Genomic DNA, 2,523 nt, shown 5'->3' with positions numbered 1-2,523 from the left:
TTCATCACTTACGGCGAAGACTAGGTTAAAAACATATTGAGAATTGTAATATTGTTCCGGGGATAATTTCACCCAGTGGGGGGACTCGTTTCTTAATAAATAGGGACTGTATCCTAAAGATGCCATAAACTCTCGTAACTGTTTTTCATTCGTTCCCATTTTGTTTAAGGCGAAGCGATTAATTTCCGCGATGATGTAGGGGACTTGATAGGTGGTGAGGGTTTGTAAGGAACCTTGTAAAACTTGATATTCGGCCCCTTCGGTGTCTATTTTAATGAGTTTGACTCCCGTTAATCCTTTGTCTCGGAGCACTTCATCAAGGGTTGTCATGGGTAAAGTTGAGGTTTGAGGGTGACTGCGGCTGATTTTATTAAATTCATGCAATCCCACATCCCATAAGGCGTGTCCCCCATCATTATCGGCATTATAGAAGAATTCTACAGGTTTCGTTTCTGAACCCAATACTGTGGGAATTACCTGCATTTGTGGGAACTGATTTAAGGTAATATGGTCTTGAATCCAGTTGATATTGGTGCGATCGGGTTCGATGCTAATTACTTTGCCGGTTTCACCCACTAAAATTGCGGCGAGGAGGGAGTAATAGCCAATATGTGCGCCAATATCAATAAAGGTATCCCCCGGTTTTAACACCCGTTCTAAAAATTTAGATTCTTCGGGTTCGTAGAATTTACCCTGAGAAAAGTAGTGCCACATAATTTTTTGACTGTATTTGTCAATATCCAAATTTAGATGCAATTTGTGATATTCCTGATTCAGTCGGACTAACAAATTGACGGGCTTTTTCATGGGAGATTGGGGAAGAATTTGACTCATGGATTAATGGGTAGAGGCAGGATTAACAAAATGATTCCCCGAGGGAGAATCATTTTACAAAATTTCTCCCAGAATTTCTAGGAGGCGATTAACTTGGTTTTCCCAGGTCCATTGTTGCATGAATTGGGCGGCAATCATGCCTTTTTGTTGGGCTATTTCTCGATTTTGATAGAGGGTTTCTAGGGTTTCTAGGATTTCTTCAATGTCCGATTCTCCCCAACCCTCTACTCCGATAAAGTAGGGGGTGGATTGGACTGATTTCTGACTTCTCAAGGGATAGCAATGATTGGGTTCAATCAAATCTAAATGTCCGGTATTGGCGGATAAAATGGTAGGAATTCCGCAAGCCATTGTTTCCATTGCGACAAGGTTTGTTCCCCCTTCGCAACGATTGGTAAAGAGGGCGCAGTCGGCTTCTCGGATGATTTGCGGCATCAGATAATTGGGAATCGCACCGATATCGATAAAGGAGTCAGGATTTAACCCATTTTTAACTAGCCAATCCGCAATATTTAAGCGTTTATTTGTCCCGATTTGGGGTAGTCCTTTGACATGACCCTTGGCTTCGAGTCCTTGCATAAATTGGGGCCAAAAGGTATGCCATGTGGTGATGAGTAAGGCTTCTGGGTGACGTTGTTGGAAGGCTTTAAAGGCGGCGATGACGATATCTTGTCCTTTGCGATATTCTAGTTTGCCGCCACTGAAGATGACGAAGCGATCGCCGAATAAATTGGATTTTGGGGCAGGATGAAATAAGGTAGGGTCAATGCCTTGGGGCAATGCCTGAACTGTGGTGATTCCCTGACTTTTGAGAACCTCGGCATTCCAAGTTGAACCGGCGACAATTAACAGATATTCCTGGGCTAATTTGCGTTTTTCTGGGGTTAAATTTGTATCTTCAAAGAAGATTAAACCAATATTCTGTTTGCCGCTGAGTTGTCGGGTGGTGGCAAGACTGATAAAGTCGTTGCCGAGGTCATGAAGGACGGGAAAATCACACCAAATGGGTTTACCCGGATTTTTAGTCCGCAATTGTTCTAAATTTTGATACCGATCGCAGGCGGGTTTGAGTTGCGATCGCATCAACGGATTCACCACCCCAGCGGTATCCGGTGGCAGCAATAACATCGGTTCATATCCCGGATTCTTTTGCAGTTGCAGGGTGAGGTTTGTTCCATAAATCCCCCACCCAGTCATCTGATTTAGGGGCCATGAAATGCCCAATCTCAAGGGTTTCTGAGGCGATTTGGGAACGGGTTGATTGCGATCGCCAATTGATTCAGTCATCATCGATTTTGGGTTCATCCTGACTTCACCTTCTAACCATTTTTTCCCCGGCAAGGATGGGTTTTGTTCCCGTAGCCCCACCTTTCCCACATTCTCCACAGTTTGCCGTAATTCTTGGGCAATGCGATCGCCAATTTCCTGCCAGTCTCCCGGTTGTTTTTGCCGGAATAATCGCAGACTCGGATACCAAGGCGAATCAGAACCCTCAAGTCCCCAACGCCAATCGGGAGTATAAGCTAATAACAGCCAAGTGGGTTTACCCATTGCCCCAGCTAAATGGGCAACGGAGGTATCTACGGTAATAATTAAGTCTAATTGGGCGATTGCCGCAGCAGTGTCAGCAAAATTATTGAGGGATGGTCCTAAATCCTGAATCGGTAAGTTTCTCCCTTGCCAAGTTTC

The 2,523-nt window shown here is 44.4% G+C and carries 2 protein-coding genes; both read right to left on the bottom strand.

Annotated elements, in window-relative coordinates; translation table 11 throughout:
- Nucleotides 1-834: FkbM family methyltransferase (locus J0895_RS14665; RefSeq protein ID WP_207088808.1), on the bottom strand; the 834-nt coding region annotated here is incomplete at its 3' end.
- Nucleotides 835-888: 54 nt separating this feature from the next.
- On the bottom strand, nt 889-2,523 hold a 1,635-nt coding region (locus J0895_RS14660), incomplete at its 5' end, for a glycosyltransferase family 4 protein (protein WP_207088807.1).

The sequence above is a fragment of the Phormidium pseudopriestleyi FRX01 genome, assembly GCF_017313335.1.
Classification (GTDB): Bacteria; Cyanobacteriota; Cyanobacteriia; order Cyanobacteriales; family Laspinemataceae; genus Laspinema; species Laspinema pseudopriestleyi.
This window is presented reverse-complemented; position numbering and strand designations above follow the sequence as displayed.